General features: G+C 64.1%; 16 protein-coding genes. 11 read left to right on the forward strand and 5 right to left on the reverse strand.

Annotated features, from left to right (window positions below; genetic code table 11):
- The first annotated feature begins 26 nt into the window (after positions 1 to 26).
- The 8 genes from AC19YY_RS25415 to AC19YY_RS25450 are packed head-to-tail and all read left to right on the forward strand — an operon-like array spanning position 27 to position 6,189.
- Positions 27 to 1,235, forward strand: coding sequence for a PepSY-associated TM helix domain-containing protein (locus AC19YY_RS25415; protein ID WP_500605066.1), 1,209 nt, complete (start codon positions 27 to 29; stop codon positions 1,233 to 1,235).
- Positions 1,235 to 1,774 carry a PA2404 family protein gene (locus tag AC19YY_RS25420; RefSeq protein ID WP_169957231.1) on the forward strand — a complete coding sequence of 180 codons (540 nt, stop codon included), beginning with the start codon at positions 1,235 to 1,237 and terminating at the stop codon, positions 1,772 to 1,774. Before AC19YY_RS25415 ends, AC19YY_RS25420 begins: the two co-directional genes overlap by 1 nt.
- On the forward strand, positions 1,771 to 2,100 hold the full coding sequence (locus AC19YY_RS25425) for a hypothetical protein (RefSeq protein ID WP_169957232.1): 330 nt from the start codon (positions 1,771 to 1,773) through the stop codon (positions 2,098 to 2,100). Before AC19YY_RS25420 ends, AC19YY_RS25425 begins: the two co-directional genes overlap by 4 nt.
- Positions 2,097 to 2,672 carry a DUF6162 family protein gene (locus AC19YY_RS25430; RefSeq protein WP_172313916.1) on the forward strand — a complete coding sequence of 192 codons (576 nt, stop codon included), beginning with the start codon at positions 2,097 to 2,099 and terminating at the stop codon, positions 2,670 to 2,672. The genes AC19YY_RS25425 and AC19YY_RS25430 overlap by 4 nt, the downstream gene beginning before the upstream one ends.
- A 34-nt stretch (positions 2,673 to 2,706) precedes the next feature.
- Positions 2,707 to 3,627, forward strand: a complete 921-nt coding sequence (locus tag AC19YY_RS25435) for a metal ABC transporter substrate-binding protein (RefSeq protein WP_500605067.1) — start codon at positions 2,707 to 2,709, stop codon at positions 3,625 to 3,627.
- A complete protein-coding gene (locus tag AC19YY_RS25440) occupies positions 3,624 to 4,370 on the forward strand; it encodes a metal ABC transporter ATP-binding protein (RefSeq protein ID WP_170042844.1) in 747 nt (248 codons plus the stop codon). The genes AC19YY_RS25435 and AC19YY_RS25440 overlap by 4 nt, the downstream gene beginning before the upstream one ends.
- Entirely contained in the window at positions 4,367 to 5,266 is a 900-nt protein-coding gene (locus tag AC19YY_RS25445) for a metal ABC transporter permease (RefSeq protein WP_169957238.1), read from the forward strand. Before AC19YY_RS25440 ends, AC19YY_RS25445 begins: the two co-directional genes overlap by 4 nt.
- Positions 5,266 to 6,189 (forward strand): metal ABC transporter solute-binding protein, Zn/Mn family, encoded by a 924-nt coding sequence (locus AC19YY_RS25450; RefSeq protein WP_500605068.1) that lies wholly within the window; start codon positions 5,266 to 5,268, stop codon positions 6,187 to 6,189. Before AC19YY_RS25445 ends, AC19YY_RS25450 begins: the two co-directional genes overlap by 1 nt.
- 614 nt (positions 6,190 to 6,803) lie before the next feature.
- Here AC19YY_RS25450 and AC19YY_RS25455 read toward each other — a convergent pair.
- From AC19YY_RS25455 to AC19YY_RS25475, 5 genes are all read right to left on the reverse strand, one after another.
- Positions 6,804 to 7,028, reverse strand: a complete 225-nt coding sequence (locus tag AC19YY_RS25455) for an MbtH family protein (protein WP_032862749.1) — start codon at positions 7,026 to 7,028, stop codon at positions 6,804 to 6,806.
- Between the two features lie 79 nt (positions 7,029 to 7,107).
- Positions 7,108 to 8,520 (reverse strand): aspartate aminotransferase family protein, encoded by a 1,413-nt coding sequence (locus tag AC19YY_RS25460; protein ID WP_169952533.1) that lies wholly within the window; start codon positions 8,518 to 8,520, stop codon positions 7,108 to 7,110.
- A 155-nt stretch (positions 8,521 to 8,675) separates the two neighbouring features.
- Positions 8,676 to 9,449, reverse strand: coding sequence for an N-acetylmuramoyl-L-alanine amidase (locus AC19YY_RS25465; RefSeq protein ID WP_500605069.1), 774 nt, complete (start codon positions 9,447 to 9,449; stop codon positions 8,676 to 8,678).
- A gap of 123 nt (positions 9,450 to 9,572) precedes the next feature.
- Positions 9,573 to 10,892, reverse strand: coding sequence for an ATP-binding protein (locus AC19YY_RS25470; protein WP_169952536.1), 1,320 nt, complete (start codon positions 10,890 to 10,892; stop codon positions 9,573 to 9,575).
- Positions 10,892 to 11,572, reverse strand: a complete 681-nt coding sequence (locus tag AC19YY_RS25475) for a response regulator (protein ID WP_169952538.1) — start codon at positions 11,570 to 11,572, stop codon at positions 10,892 to 10,894. The genes AC19YY_RS25470 and AC19YY_RS25475 overlap by 1 nt, the downstream gene beginning before the upstream one ends.
- A gap of 170 nt (positions 11,573 to 11,742) precedes the next feature.
- Here AC19YY_RS25475 and dsbD point away from each other — a divergent pair, with 170 nt between their 5' ends.
- The 3 genes from dsbD to dsbG are packed head-to-tail and all read left to right on the forward strand — an operon-like array spanning position 11,743 to position 15,079.
- A complete protein-coding gene (dsbD, locus tag AC19YY_RS25480) occupies positions 11,743 to 13,473 on the forward strand; it encodes a protein-disulfide reductase DsbD (protein WP_500605070.1) in 1,731 nt (576 codons plus the stop codon).
- Positions 13,473 to 14,342 (forward strand): TlpA disulfide reductase family protein, encoded by an 870-nt coding sequence (locus AC19YY_RS25485; protein ID WP_170042838.1) that lies wholly within the window; start codon positions 13,473 to 13,475, stop codon positions 14,340 to 14,342. Before dsbD ends, AC19YY_RS25485 begins: the two co-directional genes overlap by 1 nt.
- Positions 14,318 to 15,079, forward strand: coding sequence for a thiol:disulfide interchange protein DsbG (gene dsbG, locus AC19YY_RS25490; RefSeq protein ID WP_169952544.1), 762 nt, complete (start codon positions 14,318 to 14,320; stop codon positions 15,077 to 15,079). The genes AC19YY_RS25485 and dsbG overlap by 25 nt, the downstream gene beginning before the upstream one ends.
- Positions 15,080 to 15,122: the final 43 nt, after the last annotated feature.

The raw sequence follows: 15,122 nt of genomic DNA on the forward strand, positions 1-15,122 counted from the left end.
CCCCTCCGATCAAGACCCCCATAGACATGTCGAAGAAGTCACGCTCCAAACTCTGGTTTCTCGTACACAGCTGGCTGGCGTTGCCCATCTGGTTCTTCGTACTGATCGTATGCGTTACCGGGACCCTGGCGGTGGTCAGCCAGGAAATCGTCTGGCTGGTCAACCCGGAAATGCGCGCCAGCAAGCCGTCGGACGATGCCGAACTGCTCACCTACAACCAGATCCTCGCCGCGATCAAGCAGGCCGAGCCCAAGGCCATTGTCGAGTCCATCGTCCGCCCGGATGAGTCGCACTTTGCCCTCGACGTCGACATCAGTTACCCCGACGGCCGCTCCGTAGCGGTCTACGTCAACCCGTACACGGGGGTTATCCAGGGCATCAGCCCGTCGTTCAACTTCCGCCAGTTCACCCGCGCCCTGCATGGCTGGTGGCTGGTGCCGTTCACCAATGGCTTTAGCTGGGGCTGGTACCTGGTGTCGTTCCTCGGGCTGCCCATGCTCGCGTCGCTGGTCACGGGCCTGGTGGTCTACAAACGGTTCTGGAAGGGTTTCTTCAAGCCGACCCTGCGCTTCAAGCATGGGGCGCGGATTTTCTGGGGCGATTTCCACCGCCTGAGCGGCATCTGGTCGATCTGGTTTATCGCGGTGATTTCCATCACCGGCACCTGGTTCATGATCCAGGCGATTCTTTCGGACAACCAGATCACCATCTCCAGCGAGGCCATCGTGCCGGTGATTTCCCGGGACAAGGTGCCGCTGTCGGCCCCAGGCGTACCGCCGCCCATGATTGCCCTGGACGATGCCATCAACATCGCCACCCAACGCATCCCAGGGTTCGAAGTCAGCTTCGTCGGCCTGCCGAGCAATGCCTACAGCCACTTGAGCATCGGCGGCCGCGGCTGGTACCCGCTGATGTTCCAGACCGCCGACATCAACCCATACAACGGTGAAATCGCCGCCACGCACCTGCTGTCGGACCGCTCGGGCCTGGAGTTCGTCACCGAATCCATGCGCCCGCTGCACACCGGCGACTTCGGCGGGATCTGGATCAAGCTGGTGTGGTTCTTCTTCGGCCTGTTGCTGAGCATGATGGTGCTCAGCGGTCTGTTGATCTGGAGCAAGCGCACCGCCCTGGCCACGTTGCACGCTCTCAAGCGCAGCGCCAAGGCCCCGCGCAACACGGCGCCGGCCAATCCTGTCGGCGCCATGCAGGCTGAAACCTCGGAGGGCAAATAATGAGCAAGGCCACCACCGTTCAGGCGCCCTCGCCGCTGCGCGCCTTCTGGCTCAAATGGCGCTTCCACATCAATATCCTGCTGTTGCTGGTACCCCTGGGCTTTATGCCCAAGTACTTTGCCGACGCCGCGCTGTTTCGCGGCGACAGTGGCCTGGGCGAGCGCGAGGTCGGCGAAGTGCAGGTCGGCCCGTGGAGCATCACCCTGGCCGAGCTGCGTAATGAAGCGCCCCGCCCCAATCCGGCCGGGCCGATGAAATCCTTCAATGCCGCCCTGTGCGCCACCTGTGGCGAGCAGGTCAAGGCCACCTACCTGCGCATCGGCAAGCCTCGCAGCCTGCGGGCCGCCGGGGTGATTTTCTTCGGCACCCCGTACCGCATGGGCGCCGCCCTGCCCATCCCTGAACGCACCCCACCCGACGCCGAACTGTGGATCACCATGGAAGGCTGGGACGGCAGCATGCAGCAGGCCTCCATTCCCTTGAGTCAGGCATCGCCTGCCACCGTCGCCTGGTTGAACAAGCAAGGAGTTAAACCATGACTTTACTGCGCCTGACCCGCGCCTGCGCCGCGCTGATCCTCAGCCTGGGTGCGAGCAACTACGCCCTGGCCCACAACCCGATGTGCGAATGCAAGGAAATCCCCGGCGAGCAGATCCAATGCACCGGCGGTTTTTCCGACGGCAGCGGCGCGCCCGGCGTGACCCTGGATGTGATCGGCTACGACGAGACCATCCTGGTGCCCGGCAAGCTGGGGGCCGACTCGACGTTGACCTTCAAGAAACCTGCCAGCGAGTTCTACGTGCTGTTTGACGCCGGTCCCGGCCATGTTGTCGAGATCGACCAAGCGGATATCCAGGCACCATGACCGGCACGAGCCCAGGCAGTACCCAGGTGGTCCGGCCCGCCGGCGCCGGCCATGAAACCCTCTACGTCCTGCTGCTGTGCCTGATCATCCTGGCCGTCGCCGGCACCGTGGTGTCCCTGCATGGCGAAACCCAGGCCGTCGAAGCCGTGGCCAGCCATCAACTGGACGCGCGCCGTGACCTGAGCGCCGCCGAGCAAGGTATCTACGCCGACCTGCGGGTGACCCTGGATGAAATCCAGTTGCTGGCGCAGGAACACAGCGCCCTGCCGACGCCCGCGCAACTGGCCGAAGAAGGCTTCGCGCCCTTCGCCCAGGACGCCAGTTCGGTCAGCCGTGGCGACCATCGCTGGCAGTTGCTGGCGCCTTCGGCGTACCTGGGCTTGAGCCAGGCCAATGACACCAGCGGTTCGCTGCTGATGCGCGTCAACGGAGCCGAGCCGGATATCTGGCTCAACCGCAGCGCCAACCTGGCTGCCCCCACCGACCTGAGCGACCAGGGGTTGATCGCCGCTGGCTGGCAGCAGGTCGTTGCGCAATTCGACGCTGGCGTCACCCGCCAGCATCGCCACTGAATTCACGCTGTTTCCGAGAGAAGATCGATTACCCATGTCTATGTCATCTCCCTTGCTCCGCCTGCTGCTGGTGGGCCTGTTCAGCGTCCTGCTGACACCCCTGGCCAATGCCGAGGCGGCCAAGCGCCTGCGTATCGGTATCACCCTGCATCCTTATTACAGCTACGTGGCCAATATCGTCGGCGACAAGGCCGAAGTGGTGCCGCTGATTCCGGCCGGCTTCAACCCCCACGCCTACGAGCCGCGCGCCGAAGACATCAAGCGCATTGGCACCCTGGACATGATCGTGCTCAATGGCGTCGGCCATGACGACTTTGCCGACCGCATGATCGCCACCAGCGAGCGCCCGGACATCCCGGTGATCGAAGCCAACGCCAACGTGCCGTTGCTGGCCGCCACCGGCAACGCGGCCCGTGGCGCCGGCAAGGTGGTCAACCCGCACACCTTCCTGTCCATCAGCGCGTCTATCGCCCAGGTCAACAACATCGCCCGGGAACTGGGCAAGCTCGACCCGGACAACGCCAAGACCTACACTCAGAACGCCCGCGCCTATGGCAAGCGCCTGCGCCAGATGCGTGCCGATGCCCTGGCCAAGCTCACCAGCGCGCCCAACGCCGACCTGCGCGTGGCCACGGTGCATGCCGCCTACGACTACCTGCTGCGTGAATTCGGCCTGGAAGTGACCGCCGTGGTCGAACCGGCCCATGGCATTGAGCCAAGCCCGAGCCAACTGAAGAAGACCATCGACCAACTGCGTGAACTGGACGTGAAAGTGATCTTCTCGGAGATGGATTTCCCGTCCTCCTACGTCGATACCATCCAGCGTGAGTCGGGGGTCAAGCTGTATCCGCTGTCGCATATTTCCTACGGTGAATACAGCGCCGAGAAGTACGAAGTGGAAATGACCGGCAACCTCAACACCGTGGTCCGGGCCATCCAGGAGTCGGGGGCATGACGGCGGCTGAACACCTGAGCGTGGCCAGCATCGGCCCGACGCTTGAATTCGATAACGTCTCGCTGACCCTGGGCCGTACCGCGATCCTCGATAACGTCAGCTTCCAGGTGCGACCGGGCAGTATCCACGCCCTGGTCGGCCCCAACGGCGGCGGCAAGAGTTCACTGATCAAGACCCTGCTGGGGCAGACCCCGCACCAGGGCCAACTGAGCCTGCACTGGCCGAACACTCCCGGCACCATCGGCTACGTGCCCCAGGCCCTGGAGTTCGACCGTGGCCTGCCGATGACCGTTGACGACTTCATGGCTGCCATGTGCCAGCGGCGCCCGGCGTTTCTCGGTGTGTCCCGGCATTACGCCGGGGCGATTGGCGAGGCGCTGGAGCGCGTGGGCATGCAAGACAAGCGCAAGCGCCGGATGGGCGCGCTGTCCGGCGGCGAGCGCCAGCGTGTGCTGCTGGCCCAGGGCTTGATCCCGGCGCCGCAACTGCTGGTGCTCGATGAACCGATGTCGGCCCTCGACGAAGCCGGGATCCAGGTGTTCGAACGCCTGCTGGGCGACTGGCGCCAGGCGGGGATTACCGTGCTGTGGATCGAACACGACCTGGAGGCCGTGGGCCGCCTGGCAGATCGCGTCACCGGCCTGAACCGCCGCTTGCTGTTCGACGCCACGCCCAAGGAGGCACTGACCCCGGAGCGCCTGCTGACGCTGTTTTCCACCCACCCACGGAGCGCAGCCCAATGAGCTACGAAGCCTTTCGCTTGATGGTCCAGGGCTGGGCCTCGTCCGGCTACCTGCCGGAAGCCCTGGCCTATGGGTTTGTGGTCAACGCCCTGCTCGCCGGCCTGCTGATCGGCCCGGTACTCGGTGGCCTGGGCACACTGGTGGTGGTCAAGCGCTTTGCGTTCTTCTCCGAAGCTGTCGGCCACGCCGCACTCACCGGCGTGGCCGTGGGCATTCTGCTGGGGGAACCCTACACCGGGCCTTATGGCAGCCTGTTCGGCTACTGCCTGTTGTTCGGCATCCTGCTCAACTACCTGCGCAACCGCACCGGCCTGGCCCCGGACACGCTGATCGGCGTGTTCCTCTCGGTGTCCCTGGCGCTGGGCGCGAGCCTGTTGCTGATCCTGGCGGGCAAGATCAACGTGCACATCCTGGAAAACGTGCTGTTTGGTTCGGTCCTGACCGTCAACGGCAATGACCTGCTGGTGCTGGCCGTTGTCGGCTCACTGGTGATGGCCCTGGCGTTGCCGCTGTACAACCGCATCATGCTCGCCAGTTTCAACCCGCAACTGGCCGCCGTGCGTGGCGTGGCGGTGAAGACCCTGGACTACCTGTTCGTGATCCTCGTCACCCTGATCACCGTGGCGGCGGTCAAGGTCATCGGCGCGATCCTGGTGGGTGCCCTGCTGGTGATCCCGGCCGCTGCGGCCCGCCTGTTGAGCCAGTCGCTCAAGGGTTTTTTCTGGATCTCGGTGGTGATCGCCACACTCAGCACCCTGTGCGGGATTCTGCTGCCGATCATCTTCGACCTGCCCATCCCGTCCGGCGCCGCGATCATCCTCGTCGCCGGCATCGCCTTCGCCCTGGCCGCCATCGCGCGCGGCACGGTCCCCAGCCTGAAAGGGAATCTCGGATAATGCGCCCTGTTCTACGCCCCCTCGCCCTGGCCATCGCCTGCCTGATCAGCACCCCGCTGCTGGCGGCCGGCACCGCCAAACCGCTGCCGGTGGCAGCTCAATCCGCCAAGCCGGTCAAAGTCCTGGCGGCCCTGCCCGTGACCTTCGGGCTGGCCGAAACCCTGCTCAAGGGCACCCAGGTCAAGCTTGAACGCGCGGCACCGGCCAACCTGCCGGGCTCGCGCCAGACCTCGTACTTTACCGGGCGTGGCGCGCCGGCCTTGCATACCCTGGCGCTGGATGCCGACGCGGCCATCGGCCTGCGTTCGCTGTGGCCGGACGACCCGCTGTACCCGGTGGCCCGGCGCAGCAATATCCGCATCGTCGAAGTGGACGCCGCCCGCCCGGTAGACGGCGGTTTACCGGGCGTGGCCCTGCAACCGGGGACGGTGGATGGCCTCAATAGCCAGCCGTGGCAATCGAGCAACAACCTGGGGCGCATGGCCGATGTCATGGCCGCCGACCTGAGCCGCCTGGCGCCCGGCGCCAAGGCCCAAATCGACAGCAACCTGGCCAGCCTCAAGCAACGCCTGCTCAAGCTGACGGCTGACAGCGAGGCGCGCCTGGCCCAGGCCGACAACCTGAGCGTGGTCAGCCTGAGCGATCATTTTGCTTATCTGGTGAGTGGGTTGAACCTGGAGTTGCTCAGCACCGATCCACGGCCGGATGTCGAGTGGTCTGCGCAGGCGCTACAAACGCTGACAACCAGCCTGAAGGACAACGACGTGGCGTTAGTGCTGCACCATCGCCAACCGGCTGAGGCGGTGAAAGCGGCTATCAGTGCAGGGGGGGCGAAGTTGCTGGTGCTGGGTACTGACGGCGCGGACCCGGTAGCGGAATTGGAAGGGAATGTGGATCAGGTGATCAAGGCCTTGGCGCCCTGAAAGCAACGCAATACCCCTGTGTGTGCGAGCTTATGTGGGAGCGGGCTTGTGTGGGAGCGGGCTTGCCCGCGATGGCGGTGTATCAGTCAACTAATGTATCGACTGACACTCAGCCATCGCGGCATAGGTATCTACACAACTCTTTTATCTAGTGCTTATTGGGTTTGTGTACATATCCGTTGCTGCCGTCACGGCCACTTAGGGTTCCGCCCTTACGGCGGGTCACTTTCGAAGAGCGCGAAAGTAACCAAAGCGCTTTTGCCCCACCACTCGGTGCCTCGCCTAGGCTCGGCATGCCCGCAGTCAGGCATTGCTCCGTGGGCCCGCCGCGATCGGCCATCCATGGCCGTGTCGCGGCTACCCCGGCATCCTGCCGGGGTGCCCACTGCGCAATACCTGCCTGCGGCCATCGTGGTTTGACGGGGCGCCTAAGATCAAAAGCCAGATCAAAAGCAGAGCAACAACAACAGCAAAGCCAGAGCGCGAAGCTGCTTTCCCCTGTAGGAGCTGGCTTGCCTGCGATGACGCCCGAAAGAACACATCAGAGTATCTGGTATTCATTCGTCATCGTTAACGACCATCGCAGGCAAGCCCGCTCCTACATTTGCTTGTGTTCAGCCAGCAACAACCTGCGCATCCATCTTCTGGCGCAAGCTCAGCGGGCGCATATCAGTCCAGACCTCTTCGATGTAAGCCAGGCACTCTTTCTTCATCCCGCTTTTACCCACGGTGCGCCAGCCTTCTGGCACGGCCTTGTAGTCGGGCCAGATGGAGTACTGTTCTTCATGGTTGACCACCACCTGGAACAGGATGTCTTCGCGGTCAAATACTGAGGTCATTGCGGTTCTCCGTCACTTAAAGGCTGCCACGCACTGCGCGTGGCTGATGTATGTAGGAACGTATAGCGGTGCAGGAAAATTAGAGGCTCGCCACAGCCGCCGCCAAAGCCCGACCGAAGATCTCTGCCACGCGGTCGATTTCTGCCCCGGTGATGACCAGCGGCGGCAGGAAACGCACCACGCCGCCATGGCGCCCGCCCAGCTCCAGGATCAACCCGCGCTTGAGGCATTCGCGTTGCACCAGCGGCGCCAATTGCCGATGGACCGGCGGGTGGCCCTGGACGTCGAGCGTGCCGTTGGGGTTGACCAGCTCTACCCCGAGCATCAGGCCGCGCCCGCGGATATCCCCCAGTTGCGGGAAGTCCCGCTGCAGGATGCGCAGGTGTTCAGCCAGGCGCTCGCCCATGGCCGCCGCGTGGTCGGCGACGTTATGTTGCTTGAGGTAGCGCATCACCGCCGAGCCCGCCGCCATGGCCATCTGATTGCCGCGGAAGGTCCCGGCATGGGCGCCCGGCAGCCAGGTGTCGAGCCACTCGCGATACACCACCACCGCCAGCGGCAAGCTGCCACCAATGGCTTTGGACAACACCACCACATCCGGAACAATGCCGGCATGTTCAAAGGCAAACATCTTGCCGGTGCGAGCGAAACCGCTCTGGATCTCGTCGACGATCAACGCCACGCCGGCCTGCTCGGTAATGCGGCGCAGGCCGCGCAGCCAGTCGAGGTCGGCCGGGATCACGCCGCCTTCGCCCTGCACCACTTCGACGATCACCGCCGCCGGCAGCAAAACGCCGGCCTCCGGGTCGTTGAGCAGGTTTTCCAGGTAGTGCAGGTTGACCTTGACTCCCTCTGCCCCACCCAGGCCGAACGGGCAGCGGTAGTCATAAGGGAATGGCAAGAATTGCACGCCATTGGCCAGCAAGGCGCCCAACGGCTTTTTCGGCCCCAGGCTGCCCATCAGGCTCAATGCACCCTGGCTCATGCCGTGATAGCCGCCCTGGAACGACAACACCGTGCTGCGCCCCGTGGCGGTACGCACCAGTTTCAGCGCGGCTTCCACCGCGTCGGTGCCGGTGGGGCCGCAAAACTGGATCTTCGCCTCCCGCGCCAGTTCCGCTGGCAGCAGGCCGAACAGGTCCTGCACAAACTGGTCCTTGACCGGCGTGGTCAAGTCCAGGGTATGCAGCGGCAACTCGTCGAGCAGCACCTGCTGGATCGCCTCGATCACCACCGGGTGATTGTGCCCCAGCGCCAACGTGCCGGCTCCGGCCAGGCAGTCGATGAAGCTGCGACCTTCAACGTCCTCGACATAAATACCCTTGGCCCGCTTGAGCGCCAGGGGAATGCGCCGTGGGTAGCTGCGGGCATTGGATTCCTGCTGGCGCTGGCGGGCCAGCAGCGGCGATTCATCGAACTGGTAAAGCGCTTCCGCAGGTGTCGGGCTGGCCGACACCTGCAAATCTTCAATGCGACTGGTAGCGACTGACATCTCTAGATCCCTCAATACGCTGATGATGGTGACCAAACTGCCAACCCGTTGACGTCTGGCCCCCAAAGGGCGTGCGCACGGATTTCCTGTTCTGGAAACGCTTCAGCGGCGTGAGGATTTACACCCGGCTCAGTGAAAAACCGGCAAATGGCCGGTCACTCGCCGGCACTGGTGTACTTTTCATTCAGTGCATACAGAATCGCGCAGGTCTCGATATCCAGTTGCCCACGATAATCGGCGGGCCGGAAGTGCATCTGGAACGCACGCAGACGCTGCTGGAACGCCTGGCGGTTTTTCGCCGGGGCGTAGCCGTAGCGCTGGAAGGCCCGTTCGACCTCCACCTCCTGGGGCAACCCCATGCGAAAGCGCCGCTCATAGGCACTTTTGGCCTGTGCATCGAACCAGGCGCCAATGCCCGCTTCGAATAAACCGTGCCAGGGCAAGCGTGGCCCCGGGTCACTCTTGCGCCAGAACGCCACATCCGAATGGCCGACGATATCGGTGGCGCCGATCTGCGGATGACGGGCGCAAATGTCGCGCAGCAGCGCGATCAGCACGGCGATCTGCTGCGGATCATAGGCAGGAAAGGTAAACACCCCACCCTCATCGCGGGCCAGGTTGACGATCTCGATGCCGATGGAGCGACTGTTGACGTTATCGCGACCCGCCCAATGACTGGCGCCTGCATGCCAGGCGCGCTGGCGTTCATCCACCAGTTGGAACACCCGCAATTCGTCGTAGCCGGCACTTCGATAGCTGGCCTCATGGGGGGCGGGTAACAGGTAATGGGCACTGACACCCTGCTGCGTCAGGGAGCGCAGGGAGGAGGCAAAGGGCGCGGCGGTGTAATGCACCACCACCTGGCGCACGGCTTCACCATTGCGTTGATTAAAATCTTTGGCTGGATAAGTGGAATCGATGACCAACATAGGCGCTGTCCTTTTCAATACAGGCTGAGTCATTCAGCCGGCAAACCTGCAAACACAAAAATTGCCGCCATCCTGAAGCGTCGGGCCCCAGGATGGCGGTAGTTATGTGTATGCAAGCAAGGATCAGCGCCGCAGCGGCATCCCCAGGTCGACCCGCAGGCCGTCGGGCTGGCTGTCGAAGGCCAAGGAACAAGAGCATCGCTGGACAATCGCCTGCACGATGGCCAGGCCCAGGCCACAACCGCCGCTGTTGCCATTGCGCCAGAAACGCTGGGTCAGGTGTTGCAGGTCTTCGCTGGAGATCGGCGCGCCATGGTCGCGCACGCGAAACACCACTTGATTGCCCTGGGTGAACACGCTCAACTCCACCCGCGTATCGGCCGGGGTATGGCGCAGGGCGTTATCCAGCAGGTTACGCAAGGCCGCCACCGCCAGGCCCACGGGCATTTCCACCGGATCCTGGGGCAGGTTGTCCGGCAGGATCAGGTCGATGCGGCGGTTGTCGCCGGCGTTGGCGTCCTGGATCGCCAGGCGCGCCACCTGTTCGGCACTGGACTGCAAACCGTCATCAAACGACAGGCTGCCCTCGACCCGCGCCAACAGCAGCAACTGCTCAAGGGTGCGATGCAGGCGGTCGGCGCCCTCCTCGGCATGGGCCAGGGATTGATCGCGGGCGGCGCCGTCGGTCATGCGTGCCACTTGCAGGTGGGTCTTGATGGCCGTAAGCGGGCTGCGCAGCTCGTGAGCGGCATCGCCGGTCAGCCGGCGCTCGCGCTCGATGGTCTTGGCGATGCGTTGCAACAGTTGGTTCTGGGTGTCGAGCAGCGGCTTGAGCTCGCTGGGCAACGGGTGAATCTGCAACGGCTCAAGGGAGTCGGCACTGCGCCGCATCAAGGCATCGCGCATGCGGTTGAGCGGCACCAGGCTCTGGCCGATCCCCAGCCACAACAGGCACAGGCAACCCAGCAAGGCCACGCCCACCGGCACTGAGGCCGCCAGCAGGATCGACATGTTCAGCGCCTCGCGCTCCACCTGACGGTCGGCGGTGGTGATGAACAAATCACCCCGGGCCAGGGTAAAGCTGCGCCAGGCAGCGCCGTCGATGATCTGGTCGCGAAAGCCACTTTGCCGCGATTCCAACCCCTGATCCGGCGTGGTGTGGCTGCGGGCCAGCACTTCACCCCGCAACGAGCTGACCTGGCACGCCATGCCACCGGGCACATTCAGTTGTTCGGCGCCAAAACGCTTGCCCTCGCCCACGCTGGCCAGGCCCGGCATCTGCTCCATCAGCCCGGCCACCATGCGCGCCGAGGCCACCAGGCGCTGGTCCAGGGAAAACATCATCTGGTTGCGCAGGTCGTTGAGCATCCAGGCCGCCGCCAGCGCCCAGATCAGCACAAAAGCGGCGCCCAGCTTGAAGGTCAGACGCAGGCGCAGGCTCATCACGAGGCGTCGTCTCCAGTATCCGCCGGGCCCAGGCGGTAGCCCAGACCGCGCACGGTCTCGACAATACCGTTGCCCAACTTGCGGCGCAGGTGGTGGATATGCACGTTGAGGGCGTTGCTTTCCAGTTCATCGTTGAACCCGTAGACGCTGTCCTTGAGCTGCTCGCTGGACAGCACCCGGCCACGGTTGTGCAGCAATGCCTGCAACAGGGCCTGTTCGCGGCGAGACAAGTCCACCGGCTGGCCGCCGAGCAAGGTTTCGCGGCTGCTGGGGTTGTAGCTCAGCCGGCCATGCTCGATCAGGTTGACGCTGCGCCCGGCCACCCGGCGCAACAGGGTTTGCAAGCGTGCAGCCAGCTCGCGCAGGTCGAAGGGCTTGAGCAGGTAATCGTCGGCGCCGGCTTGCAGGCCGTCGACGCGGTTGGTCACCGAGTCGCGCGCGGTGAGGATCAGCACCGGGATCTCCAGCCCCGCACTGCGCTGTTGCTGCAGCAATTTGAGGCCGTCTTCATCCGGCAGGCCGAGGTCGAGCACCATGATGTCGAACTCCGCCGCCTTGAGCATCGCCCGCGCCGCCGCGGCCGTGGCTACGCGCTCGACCGTAAAGCCCTGGGCGCCGAGACCGGCAACGATGCCACTGGCAATCAGGTCATCGTCTTCACAGACCAGTACGTGCATGCTGAACCCTTTGCAAAAATGCTGATTTAAAGGAGGGCGGATTAAGCACGCATTATGCCGGCAAAAGATGCGCGCCTTGAAAATCCCTACACTCTAGAATAGCCCGGTTAATCATCGGTTAATCAGCACCACACATTGTGTGCCCACTTGCATCGAACTAAGGCTTGACCATGCGGCATCTGTTTATCTTCCTGTTGGTGTTGTTCACCGGATTGGCCCAGGCCGCGCCTGGCAACAATCCGTTCGAGACCAAAGCCGAGTTCCTCCCGGTAGGCAAGGCCTTTACCTTTACCTCCGAGCGCCTGGAGTCCGGTGAAACCCAGCTGTATTGGCAGATTGCCGACGGTTATTACCTGTACCAGCAACGCATGAAATTCGAAGGCCTGGCCGAACAGCCCGTGCTGCCCCAGGGCGAGGCCCATAGCGACGAGTTCTTCGGCGAGCAACAGGTATACCGCCAGGGCCTGGAAGTGAAACTCCCGGCCGGCGCCACCGGCAAGGTCAAGCTGGGCTGGCAGGGCTGCGCCGATGCCGGCCTGTGCTACCCGCCGCAATCGCTCACCGTCGACCTGGGCGGCAACCCCGCCGTGGCCGCCACCGCCGAGGCCCAGGATGAAAGCCTGGCCAGCGGCCTGCAACAACGCAGCCTGGGCTGGAGCCTGCTGGTGTTCTTCGGCCTGGGCCTGCTGCTGGCGTTTGCCCCGTGTTCGCTGCCGATGCTGCCGATCCTCGCCGGCCTGGTAGTGGGCAGCGGTGCCAGCCCACGCCGTGGTTTTGCCCTGGCCACCAGTTATGTGGTGTGCATGGCGCTGGTGTATGCCGCCCTTGGCGTACTGGCCGCGCTGGCCGGCAGCAACCTGGCTGCGCTGCTGCAAACCCCGTGGATCCTCGGCAGTTTCGCCGCCCTGTTTGTGATCCTCGCCCTGCCAATGTTCGGCTTCTTTGAACTGCAACTGCCGGCCTTCCTGCGCGATCGCCTGGACAACGCCAGCCGTCGGCAAAACGGCGGCAGCCTGGTCGGCGCCGGCGTGCTCGGGGCCTTGTCCGGCCTGCTGGTAGGCCCGTGCATGACCGCGCCCCTGGCCGGCGCCCTGCTCTACATCGCACAAAGCGGCAATGCCCTGCACGGCGGCCTGATCCTGTTTGCCATGGGCATCGGTATCGGCGTGCCCTTGCTGTTGCTGGTGACGGTGGGCAATCGCTTCCTGCCCAAGCCAGGCACCTGGATGAATGTGCTCAAGGGCGTGTTTGGCTTCCTGTTCCTCGCGACCGCCGTGTTGATGATCCGCCCGGTCGTCGACGAAAGCCTGTGGCTCGGCCTGTGGGGCGTGCTGGCACTGGTGATGGCCTACTGCGGCTGGAGCCTGGCCCGCGAGTACGGGCTGGTCGCCAAGGCACTGGGCGCAGGTTCCCTGGTCCTGGGCCTGTGGGGCGCGATCCTGGTGATCGGCGCAGCCGGTGGCAGCGATGACCTGTGGCAACCGCTCAAGGTGTTCGGTGGCTCGCCGGTGGCCGGCGCGCCGACCGCCCATGACAGCTTTACCACCATCAACGCCCCGTCAGCCCTGCAAACCCAGCTCGACAGCGCCAAGGCCCAGGGCCAGTGGGTGCTGCTGGACTACTACGCCGACTGGTGTGTGTCGTGCAAGATCATGGAAAAACAGGTGTTCGGTAAACCCGAAGTCATGGAGGCCCTGAAAAACGTGCGCCTGCTGCGCCTGGACGTCACCGCCGACAACGCCGCCAGCCGTGAGCTGCTGGGCCGCTACAAAGTCCCCGGCCCACCGAGCTTTGTGTGGATCGGCCCGGACGGTGCAGAGCGCCGCGCCCAGCGCATCACAGGCGAAGTGGACGCCGCAGCCTTCCTGCAACGCTGGACCCAGACCCGGGACGCACCCTGATGCTGACCTTGACCATCGGCACCTTTGCCATTGCCTTGAACCATCTGCTGCTGATCAGTGCGCTGGTCCTCGCCACGGTGGTGGGCTGGCGCGTGGCCAAGCGTGGCGGCGAGAACCCCGAGTCGGTGCTGTTCAGCCTGTTCCTGCTGGGCATGCTCAGCGCGCGCATCGGTTTTGTATTGATGTACTGGTCGTACTACCGCGATGACCCGCTACAAATTGTCGACCTGCGCGACGGCGGCTTTCTCGTCTGGCCGGGGGTGATCGTGCTGATCATCGCCGCCCTGCTCTGGAGCTGGCGCCGCCCGGCCCTGCGCAAGCCGCTGACCGCCGGCGTGGTCAGTGGCCTGGCGTTCTGGGCGCTGGCCAGTTTCTCGTTGAACATCTATGAAAAAGGCACGCGCCTGCCGGATATCGCCCTGCGCAACGCCGATGGCGAAACCGTGCAACTGGCCGACTACCAGGGCGGCCCGTTGGTGATCAACCTGTGGGCCACCTGGTGCCCGCCCTGCCGGCGGGAAATGCCGGTGCTGGAAAACGCCCAGAAACAACGGCCTGACGTGACCTTCCTGTTCGTCAACCAGGCCGAAAGCATGCAAAGCGTCAGCACCTACCTGGCCACCCAGGGCCTGAACCTGGACAACGTCCTGTTCGACGCCAGTGGCCGCCTGGGCCAAGCCGTGGGTTCGATGGCGCTGCCGACCACGCTCTTCTATCAAGCCGATGGCCGGCTGATCAACAGCCACCTGGGCGAGCTGTCCCAGGCCAGCCTGGCCCGCGCCATGGAATATTTCGACCCCACGGACTCGACCGCCGCCAAGACGGCCCCTTCAAGGAAACCCTTATGCCCCGCCTCCGCCACCTGCTGACCCTGCTGCCCCTGGCACTCGCCGCCAACCTCGCCCACGCCGAAGAATGGCCGGCGCCGATCAAACAGATCGAAGCCAAGGGCGCCAAGATCATCGGCAGCTTCGATGCACCGGGCGGGCTCAAGGGCTATGCCGCGCAGTACCAGAACCGTGGCATGGCGCTGTACCTGACCGCCGACGGCCAGCACGTGCTGGCCGGCAACCTGTACGACGCCAAGGGCAATGACCTGAGCACCGCGCCCCTGGAAAAACTGGTCTACGCGCCGATGGCCAAGGAAATCTGGGCCAAGATGGAACAGAGCAGCTGGATCCAGGATGGCGATAAAAACGCGCCGCGCACCGTCTACCTGTTCAGCGACCCCAACTGCCCGTACTGCAACATGTTCTGGGAACAGGCGCGGCCCTGGGTCAAGGCCGGCAAGGTGCAGTTGCGCCACATCATGGTCGGGATCATCCGCGAGGACAGCCCCGGCAAATCGGCGGCGCTGCTGGCCAGTAAAGACACGGCCCAGGCCCTGCAAGAACATGAGTCTGCGGGCAAAGCCAGCAAGCTCAAGGCCCTGGCCAAGATCCCGGCCGAGATCCAGGCCAAGCTCGATGCCAATATGAAGTTGATGGAAGAGCTGGAATTGTCGGCCACCCCGGCGATTTTCTACCTGGATGACAAGGGCCAGTTGCAGCAGCAGCAAGGGGCGCCGTCGCCGGATAAACTGGGGAAAATCCTCGGCCCGAAATAATCGCTCGACGCTGGCCGGACAAGGCCTCCAACGGTTGGAGGCC

Source organism: Pseudomonas sp. MF09156 (assembly GCF_059862305.1).

Coding starts and splice junctions, on each gene's coding strand:
- AC19YY_RS25415 (WP_500605066.1), top strand. CDS start 27: ATGTCGAAGAAGTCACGCTCCAAACTCTGGTTTCTCGTACACAGCTGG.
- AC19YY_RS25420 (WP_169957231.1), top strand. CDS start 1,235: ATGAGCAAGGCCACCACCGTTCAGGCGCCCTCGCCGCTGCGCGCCTTC.
- AC19YY_RS25425 (WP_169957232.1), top strand. CDS start 1,771: ATGACTTTACTGCGCCTGACCCGCGCCTGCGCCGCGCTGATCCTCAGC.
- AC19YY_RS25430 (WP_172313916.1), top strand. CDS start 2,097: ATGACCGGCACGAGCCCAGGCAGTACCCAGGTGGTCCGGCCCGCCGGC.
- AC19YY_RS25435 (WP_500605067.1), top strand. CDS start 2,707: ATGTCTATGTCATCTCCCTTGCTCCGCCTGCTGCTGGTGGGCCTGTTC.
- AC19YY_RS25440 (WP_170042844.1), top strand. CDS start 3,624: ATGACGGCGGCTGAACACCTGAGCGTGGCCAGCATCGGCCCGACGCTT.
- AC19YY_RS25445 (WP_169957238.1), top strand. CDS start 4,367: ATGAGCTACGAAGCCTTTCGCTTGATGGTCCAGGGCTGGGCCTCGTCC.
- AC19YY_RS25450 (WP_500605068.1), top strand. CDS start 5,266: ATGCGCCCTGTTCTACGCCCCCTCGCCCTGGCCATCGCCTGCCTGATC.
- AC19YY_RS25455 (WP_032862749.1), bottom strand. CDS start 7,028: ATGACCTCAGTATTTGACCGCGAAGACATCCTGTTCCAGGTGGTGGTC.
- AC19YY_RS25460 (WP_169952533.1), bottom strand. CDS start 8,520: ATGTCAGTCGCTACCAGTCGCATTGAAGATTTGCAGGTGTCGGCCAGC.
- AC19YY_RS25465 (WP_500605069.1), bottom strand. CDS start 9,449: ATGTTGGTCATCGATTCCACTTATCCAGCCAAAGATTTTAATCAACGC.
- AC19YY_RS25470 (WP_169952536.1), bottom strand. CDS start 10,892: ATGAGCCTGCGCCTGCGTCTGACCTTCAAGCTGGGCGCCGCTTTTGTG.
- AC19YY_RS25475 (WP_169952538.1), bottom strand. CDS start 11,572: ATGCACGTACTGGTCTGTGAAGACGATGACCTGATTGCCAGTGGCATC.
- dsbD (WP_500605070.1), top strand. CDS start 11,743: ATGCGGCATCTGTTTATCTTCCTGTTGGTGTTGTTCACCGGATTGGCC.
- AC19YY_RS25485 (WP_170042838.1), top strand. CDS start 13,473: ATGCTGACCTTGACCATCGGCACCTTTGCCATTGCCTTGAACCATCTG.
- dsbG (WP_169952544.1), top strand. CDS start 14,318: ATGCCCCGCCTCCGCCACCTGCTGACCCTGCTGCCCCTGGCACTCGCC.